The following is a 7,580-nucleotide window of genomic DNA, read 5'->3' as shown; positions in this document are numbered from 1 at the left end:
TGTCTGAGCAGTACAGCTAGCGACGGCACGCTCGCCCCGCCCGGCCGGCACGTCGTCACGATCTGGGGGCAGTGGTACCCGTACGCCCTCGCCGACGGCGCCGACTGGGACGCCCTCGCCGACGAGGAAGCTGCCCGCCTCGTGGCGGCCGTCGACAGGTACGCGCCCGGGTTCGCCGACTCGGTACAGCGGCTGTACGTACAGACGCCGCTGGCGCTCGAACGCGAACTGTCCCTCCCCCGTGGCAACGTCATGCACGTGGAGATGGGGCTGGCCAGCATGTTCGGCTTCCGGCCGACGCCGGCGCTGTCGGGCTACCGGGTGCCCGGGCTCGCCGGGCTCTACCTGGCCGGCGCCTCCACCCACCCCGGCGGCGGCGTCTCCGGCAACTCCGGACGGACGTCGGCCCGCGTCCTGCTGGCCGACCGGACCGCGCCCGCGCGGGCCCGCACCGGTGCCGGCCGGATGTTGCGGCGGGCGCTGGCCGGGCTGCGGCGGCCCTCGTGATCCCGTCGATCGTCCACGTGCCGGTGCCGCGCGACTGGGGTGCCCGGCAGTTCGTGCCGCTGCTGATCGCGCTCGCCGTGGTGTTCACCGCCATCGCCTACCCGCTGACTTCAGGGGACGCCCGGGACGTGGTGAGTTGGGCGATCGTGCTGCTCGGCGGCACGCTGTCGGTGGTGCACGCCTGGCTGAGCCGGGGCCTGCGCACGGGTTTCGGGGTGCTCGCGCTCGTCCTCGCCGCGTCCATCGGGTTCGAGGCACTCGGGCTGGCCACCGGCTTCCCGTACGGGAGCTGGACCTACAGCGACGTGCTCGGCCCGACCCTGCTCGGCGTGCCGTTCCTGGTGCCGCTCGCCTGGCTGATGATGGCCTGGCCGAGCTGGCTGCTGGGGCGCCGGCTCGCCGCGCCGGTGCGCCCGGAGCGCCGGCGGGCGGCCCGCATCGCCTGGGCGGCCGGCGTGTTCGCCGCCTGGGACGTCGTCCTCGACCCGCAGATGGTCGACGCCGGCTACTGGACCTGGGCGCACCCCGAACCCGGGCTCCCCGGCATCGACACCGTGCCGCTGACCAACCTCGCGGGCTGGCTCCTGGCCGGTGCGGTCCTCATGACCCTGCTCGACCTGCTCGACGAGCGCACCGCCGCGCCGCCGGCCATCAGCGACCTGGCCCCGATGCTGGTCCTGGGCTGGATGACGCTCGGGGGCGCGCTCGCGCACGCCGGCTGGCTGGACCTGCCCGGCTCGGCTGCCTGGGGCGCCGGTCTGGGTGCCGTGGTGCTCGCCGTCCTCGCGATCCAGCGCCGCCGGTCGGTGCCGCGACGGTGAGCGGCCGGGCGGTGCGCGTGCTCGCCGGCCTCTCGGTCGCGGGGGCCGCCCACGCAGCGCTCAACATGGCCCTGCTGCGCCGCCCACCCGCCGATCCGCCCGTGGTCTCGCGGCCGGTCACCGTGATCGTGCCGGCCCGCGACGAGGAGTCGCAGATCGGCGGGTGCCTCGCCGCGCTGCTCGACCAGCGCGGCGTGCCCGACCTGCGCGTCGTCGTCGTCGACGACGAGTCGACCGACGCGACGCCCGACGTCGTCCGCGCCGTCACCGACCCGCGGGTGCGCCTGGTGCAGGCGCCGCCTCCCCCACCCGGCTGGCTCGGCAAGCCGCACGCCTGCGCGACGGGTGTGGCCTCGGTAGAGGAACGGGACGACGACCTGCTGGTGTTCGTCGACGCCGACGTGCGGCTCTTCCCCGACGCGATCGCCGGCGCGGTCGCCGTCCTGGAGCGCCATCGGCTCGACCTGGTGTCCCCGTGGCCCCGGCCGCTCGCGCACGGCCTCGCCGAACGGCTCGTGCAGCCCCTCGCGCCCTGGCTGTGGGCGACCACGCTGCCCCTGCGACTGGCCGAGCGCTCCCCCCGGCCGTCGCTCGCCGCCGCCAACGGGCAGTTCCTGGTGCTCACCCGGCACGGGTACGACCGCGCGGGCGGGCACGGCGCGGTCCGCGACGAGGTGCTCGAGGACATCGCGCTGCTCCGAGCGGTCAAGCGCGCCGGCGGCCGCGGCGTCCCGATCGACGGCTCCGCGCTGGCGGCCTGCCGCATGTACGACGGCTGGCCGGCCCTGCGCGACGGCTACACGAAGTCGCTCTGGGCCGCCGTCGGCGGGCGCCCGGCCGCGGCGCTGCTCGCGGCAGCGGGGCTCACCGCCGTGTGGGTGGTGCCGCCGCTGGCCGCGCTGCGCGGGTCCCGGGCCGGGCTGGTCGGCTGGCTCGCCGGAGCCGCGGGCAGGGCGGCGGTGGCGACGGCGACCGGCAGCCGGGTCTGGCCCGACGCGCTGGCGCACCCGCTGTCGATCCTCGTGTTCGACGCGCTGGTGCTCCGGTCGGTCGCCGGCCGCCGCCGCGGCACGCTCAGCTGGCGGGGCCGGCGGCTGCCGGGCGCTGACCGGGTGCCGCGGTAGCCACCTCCGCGACGATCTGCCGCGCCGCGGCCCGTCCCTCGGGGACCGGCACCAGCGGATACACGTGGACGGCGCCCTCGCACACGGTCAGCCGGAGCCCGGCTCCCTCGACGGCGCAGCGGTCCCGCAGCAGCAGCGCGTCGGGCAGGCAGATGTCCCGGGTGCCCACGTAGAGGTCGATCGGGGCGAGCCCGGCGAGCGGGCCGTTCAGCGGGCTCAGCCGCGCACCGGCCGGATCGTCGCCGCCGGCCCACGCCGCGGCCGCCACGTGCAGGCCGGGAGTGCTCAGCCACGGGTCGCGCTTCTCCACCTCGGGGAGCTCGGGGTTGCTCAGCGTGAGATCGAGCCAGGGCGCGACGAGCACCAGGCGGCGCGGCTGCGGCAGATCTGCCTCCGGCAGCGTCTGCGCCAGCCCCAGGGCGAGCCCGCCGCCGGCGGAGTCGCCGAGCAGCGTGATCGCCGAGGCGTCGACCTCGGCCAGCAGGTCCCGGTAGACGGCGGTCACGAACGGATAGGCCTCGCGGTAAGTGTGCTGCGGCGCGAGTCCGTAGGAAGGCACCTCGACCCGCACGCCGGCGTCGGCCAGCGCGGAGATCAGCGCCCAGTGCTGCGGGGCGATCTCGCTGACGTACGCCCCGCCGTGCAGGTAGATCGCCGCCCGGTCGGCGAGCCGGCCCGCGGGCGCGACCGTGTGGCACTCGAAACCCTCGACCCGTCGGGTGGTGACGTCGTGCCGCCTGCGCAGCCTAGCCGGTGGGCCCGAGGGCCCCTTGGGCTCGGCGAGCCGGGCCCGGCCCTTGTCCGCCGTCGCCATCCGCGGCTTGCGCGTCAGGCGCAGGAACGCCGCGACGACCCTCATCTGCAGGCTGCTCATGTGCCGTCACCCTAGGGCCGCCCGCGCGGGCCGCCGCAGGTCCGGCCACGATGGCGCCGTGACCGATGCGACCGAGTACGTGCTGTTCGACCCCGCCGAGATGGAGTCCCGGGCCTTCTACCGCGTGCTGAACTCCGTCGTCGTGCCGCGCCCGATCGCCTGGGTGTGCAGCCGCTCGGCCGACGGCGTGCTCAACCTCGCGCCGCACTCCTTCTACACGGTCGCCTGCGTGAGCCCGCCGGTCGTCCAGTTCACCTCGGTCGGCCGCAAGGACTCGCTGCGCAACGTGGAGGCCACCGGCGAGTTCACGATCAGCCTGGCCCCGGAGCGGTTGTTCGAGCAGATCAACGCCACGGCCACCGACTTCCCGGCGGGTTCGAGCGAGGCCGAGGAGTGCGGCGTCGCGCTGGCGCCCAGCGAGCGGGTCGGCGTCCCCCGCGTGGCCGGCTCACCGGTGTCCGTGGAGTGCACGCTGCACTCCACCGTTCGGCTCGGCGACAGCACGGTGGTCTTCGGGCGCGTGCAGGTGATCACGGTGTCGGCGGCCGCGGTCCGCGACGGCCGGCCCCGGATCGAGCACCTCCAGCCGCTGGCCCGCCTCGGCGGCAACGAGTGGTCGACGATCGGCGAGGTCCGCGAGATCGCGCGCATCCCCTACCGCCGCTGGGCCGAGGACCCCTCGATCGGCGAGCGCCTCCGCGGCGACTAGCCAGGCAGGTGGGCGCCGACCTCGTCGGCCGCCTCGGCCCCGAAGGTCTCGGCGAAGCGGCGCAGGAAGGCCCCCCGGGCCAGGGTGTACTCCTGCGTGCCGGTCACCTCGACCGCCGCGGTGGCGACGGCGGACCCGAGCTGCAGGGCGCGCTCGAGGCCCAGCCCCCACGCGCGGGCGGCGAGGAATCCGGCGCGCAGGGCGTCGCCGCCGCCCGTCGGCTCGACCGGCTTGGTCGCGACCACGGCCTTGACCGACAGCGGCTCGGCGTCCTGGCGGCGGGCGAGGACGCCTTCGGCGCCGCGGGTGGTCACCCACGTGCCCACGCGCGCGAGCACCTCGTCGGCGGTCCAGCCGGTCTTCTGCAGCAGCAGGGCGGCCTCGTACTCGTTGGAGAACAGCACCTCGGCGCCGTCGACCAGCTCGCGGATCATGTCCCCGTCGGCGAAGGCCAGTTGCTGGCTGGGGTCGGCGGCGAAGGGGTAGCCGCGGTCCCGGCACTCCTGGGTGTGCCGCACCATCGCGGTCGGGTCGTTCGGCCCGATGACGACGAGGTCCGGCGTCCCGACGCGTTGGGCCACCGGCGCGAGCTCGATCAGCGAGGCCTCGCTCATCGCTCCGGGGTAGAACGACGCGATCTGGTTGTTCGCGCTGTCGGTCGTGCAGACGAAGCGGGCGGTGTGCTTGAGCTCCGACCAGTGCACGCTCGCGGTGTCGACGCCGTGCCGGCCGAGCCACGCCTCGTAGTCGGCGAAGTCGCTGCCCACGGCGCCGACCAGCACGGGCTGCAGCCCCAGGAGGCCCAGGCCGAAGGCCATGTTCGCGCCGGCACCACCCCGGTGCAGCACCAGGTCGTCGACCAGGAAGGAGAGCGAGACCCGCTCCATCTGCCCCTCGACGAACTGCTCGGTGAACTTCCCGGGGAAGGTCATGAGGTGGTCGGTGGCGATCGAGCCGGTGACGAGGACGGGCACGTACTGCTCCTGGGGGTTCGCTCGATGGGCGCCGGGCGCCGGGCACCGAACACCCTAGGCGGCCGCTGCCCCCGTGGGACTCCGCGGTGCACCGCCCGTCTCAGCCGCCACCCGGGCCGCTCAGCTCGGAGCGCAGCCACCACCCGAGCTGCACGGTGGCCACGGCCCCGAGCAGGGCGCCCACGGCCGCGCCCGACGTCGTCGTCAGGACGGCGCCGTCGACGCCGGCGACCTCCAGCCCCGAGACGACCCCCGCGCCCCCGAGCGTGAACCCCGCCATGAGCACCCGAGTCGGTCGCTCCCACAGCGAGATGGGACCGGTGCGGTCGACGCCGGCCTGGCCGGCTCGGGCGCGCACGTAGTCGGGCAGCCAGCAGAACGCCCCGAAGAGGACGGCCAGCCACCCCGGCGCACCCGCGGCCCACAGCGCACCGGCGTAGGCGACCTCGGTGAGCCGGTCGACCACCGAGTCCAGGACGTAACCCCGCTGGGACGCGCGGCCGGTCCCGATCGCCAGCGCCCCGTCCAGGCTGTCGAGCAGACCGGACAGTCCCACCAGGAGTCCCGCGACGATCAGCCACGTCCCACCCGCGGCCGCCGGTACGACGGCGGCCGCCGCCACGGCGAGCCCGGCGGCGGTGGCGACGACGGGCGGCAGGCCGGCGATCGGCCGGGCGAGGGTGTGGGCGAGGGTGAGCCAGCCCCGCACGAGCGGCGTCGTCGTGTCACTGCCGCCGTGCCACCGCGACCACGCGGCGAGGTACTCCTCCCGGCTCAGCACGCGCGCTCCCTCACCAGCGCAGTCCACCAAACGAGCGCCGCGGCGGCGACAGCGACGCGCGTTCGCGTGAAAGGTGCGCCGCCCGGGCATGTCTCCTCGCATGGCTGCCCCGATCAGTGATGCCGTCGTCGTCGACGTCCTCCGCAAGGTGGACCGGCTGGCCACGCCGCTCGCCAACCGGATGGGCCGCCCACCGGAGCTGCCGCAGGCCGAGCGCGACGCCTGGTGGGCCGAACGGGCGTCCCGGGTGGCCGCGGGGGTCTCCGCGACGCCGCGGTTCGCCGGAAAGCTCGCCGACCTGCTGCCACTGCAGAACACCGTGGGCTCAGCGGTGCAGGCGATCGTGGTGCTGGGCGTGGCCGGTGAGCACGGCGTCACCGATCCGGCCGAGCGGGTCTCCCTGCTCGCCCGGGTCCTGCTCGACCGCGCCCTGCCGCCCGCGGACGTGCAGCCCCTGCTCGGCAGGACGGAGCGGGCCTACCGCGAGGAGGCGTTCGGTGCGGCCGAGAAGCGGAAGGGCGTGCGCGGCGCGGTCCGGACGATCTGGCGGGTCTCCCGGCTGCTGAGCCGGATCGACGACACCCTGGACGCCCGGCCCAAGGGCAAGCTGCGGCACCGCTTCCTGTCCAGCATCCCGGTGGTCGGCGTCGCCGGCGGCTACGCCGCCGAGCGCGAAGCGCTGCGTCGCGCCGCCGCCCAGGCCGCGGCCGTGCTGGCCGAGGGGCTCAGCGAGCCGGCGTAACGGCGGTGGCGCCGGCCAGGTTGGCGTAGACCTCCGCCGTCGCGGTGGACCTGTTCATGGTGATGAAGTGGATCCCCGGCACGCCTTCGTCCAGCAGCGTGCGGCACAGCTCCGTGGCCACCTCGACGCCGTAGGCCCGCACCGCGGCCTTCGCCTCCGGGCTCTCGCCGTCCAGCGCCTCGAACCGCTCGGCCAGCTCGGCCGGGAAGGCCTGGCCGGAGAGCTGCACGATCCGCTTGATCTGCTTGGCGTTGGTCACCGGCATGATCCCCGCGACGATCGGCACGTCGCAGCCGCGCGCGGCCACCCGGTCGCGCATCCGCAGGTAGTCCTCGGCGCGGAAGAACATCTGGGTCACCGCGAAGTCCGCGCCGGCCCGGCACTTGGCCACGAACATGTCAACGTCGGTGTCGAAGTCCGGCGACCGCGGGTGCCGCTCCGGGAACGCCGCGACCCCCACGGAGAAGTCGCCCATCGACTTGATCAGCTCGACCAGCTCCGAGGCGTAGTTCAGCCCCTGCGGGTGGGCGATCCACTCGGCCTGCGGATCCGAGCCCGGCGGGTCACCGCGCAGCGCCATGATCGTGCGCACCCCCGCGTCGGCGAGGCGGCTGATCACGTGCCGCAGCTCGGCGATGCTGTGGTCGACGGCGGTCAGGTGCGCCATCGGCGTCATCGTCGTCTCGGTGGCGATCCGCTCGGTCACCGACACCGTGCCCTCACGGGTCGAGCCGCCGGCGCCGTAGGTGACCGAGACGAACGACGGCCGCAGCGCCTCCAGCCGGCGCAGCGCCGTCCACAGCTGGGCCTCGCCGTCGGGCGTCTTCGGCGGGAAGAACTCGAAGGACCAGGTCGGTCGCTCCGAGGCGAGGAGTTCACGCACGGTCGGGGTCACGGGCACCGAGAGTACGTTCCCCGCCCCGAAAAGTTGCCCGGATCCGCATCCGGACCGTCGCCTGCGAGCGAAGTCTCCTCGACCGGACGACGCGGGAAAGGCGGATCCACCCATGCATGGCAGCACGCTCTCCACCGGAACTCCGCCGCATCA

9 protein-coding genes are annotated in these 7,580 nt (G+C 75.1%); 5 read left to right on the top strand and 4 right to left on the bottom strand.

Going from position 1 to position 7,580, the window contains the following annotated elements:
• From A6V29_RS05670 to A6V29_RS05660, 3 genes are all read left to right on the top strand, one after another.
• A partial coding sequence (locus A6V29_RS05670) for a phytoene desaturase family protein (RefSeq protein ID WP_137159405.1) occupies positions 1–507 on the top strand: 507 nt, incomplete at its 5' end.
• Positions 504–1,328, top strand: a complete 825-nt coding sequence (locus A6V29_RS05665) for a carotenoid biosynthesis protein (protein ID WP_249933044.1) — start codon at positions 504–506, stop codon at positions 1,326–1,328. The genes A6V29_RS05670 and A6V29_RS05665, both read left to right, overlap by 4 nt.
• Positions 1,325–2,452, top strand: coding sequence for a glycosyltransferase family 2 protein (locus A6V29_RS05660; RefSeq protein ID WP_137159404.1), 1,128 nt, complete (start codon positions 1,325–1,327; stop codon positions 2,450–2,452). The genes A6V29_RS05665 and A6V29_RS05660 overlap by 4 nt, the downstream gene beginning before the upstream one ends.
• Here the strand turns inward: A6V29_RS05660 and A6V29_RS05655 are convergent.
• Positions 2,403–3,326: an alpha/beta hydrolase gene (locus A6V29_RS05655; RefSeq protein WP_137159403.1), complete on the bottom strand. Its 924-nt coding sequence runs from the start codon at positions 3,324–3,326 to the stop codon at positions 2,403–2,405. The genes A6V29_RS05660 and A6V29_RS05655 overlap by 50 nt on opposite strands.
• Before the next feature lie 58 nt (positions 3,327–3,384).
• On the opposite strand from A6V29_RS05655, the gene A6V29_RS05650 reads away from it, so the two are divergent.
• Complete coding sequence (locus A6V29_RS05650; RefSeq protein ID WP_249933043.1) at positions 3,385–4,035, top strand: flavin reductase family protein; 651 nt, start codon at positions 3,385–3,387, stop codon at positions 4,033–4,035.
• Here the strand turns inward: A6V29_RS05650 and A6V29_RS05645 are convergent.
• Positions 4,032–5,009, bottom strand: coding sequence for a carbohydrate kinase family protein (locus A6V29_RS05645; protein WP_137159402.1), 978 nt, complete (start codon positions 5,007–5,009; stop codon positions 4,032–4,034). The genes A6V29_RS05650 and A6V29_RS05645 overlap by 4 nt on opposite strands.
• Before the next feature lie 100 nt (positions 5,010–5,109).
• The gene (locus A6V29_RS05640) at positions 5,110–5,790 is read right to left on the bottom strand and encodes a CDP-alcohol phosphatidyltransferase family protein (protein WP_137159401.1); all 681 of its coding nucleotides are present in this window, start codon (positions 5,788–5,790) and stop codon (positions 5,110–5,112) included.
• A gap of 100 nt (positions 5,791–5,890) precedes the next feature.
• Here A6V29_RS05640 and A6V29_RS05635 point away from each other — a divergent pair, with 100 nt between their 5' ends.
• Positions 5,891–6,532, top strand: a complete 642-nt coding sequence (locus tag A6V29_RS05635) for a hypothetical protein (protein ID WP_137159400.1) — start codon at positions 5,891–5,893, stop codon at positions 6,530–6,532.
• On the opposite strand, the gene metF is transcribed toward A6V29_RS05635, so the two are convergent.
• Complete coding sequence (gene metF, locus A6V29_RS05630) at positions 6,516–7,427, bottom strand: methylenetetrahydrofolate reductase [NAD(P)H] (protein WP_212719021.1); 912 nt, start codon at positions 7,425–7,427, stop codon at positions 6,516–6,518. The two genes, A6V29_RS05635 and metF, sit on opposite strands and share 17 nt — an antisense overlap.
• Between the last annotated feature and the right edge of the window lie 153 nt (positions 7,428–7,580).

This window comes from Blastococcus sp. CCUG 61487 (assembly GCF_005222955.1).
GTDB lineage: Bacteria > Actinomycetota > Actinomycetes > Mycobacteriales > Geodermatophilaceae > Blastococcus.
Note: the sequence above shows the minus strand (reverse complement) of the source record. Positions and strands in the feature narration are given on the sequence as shown.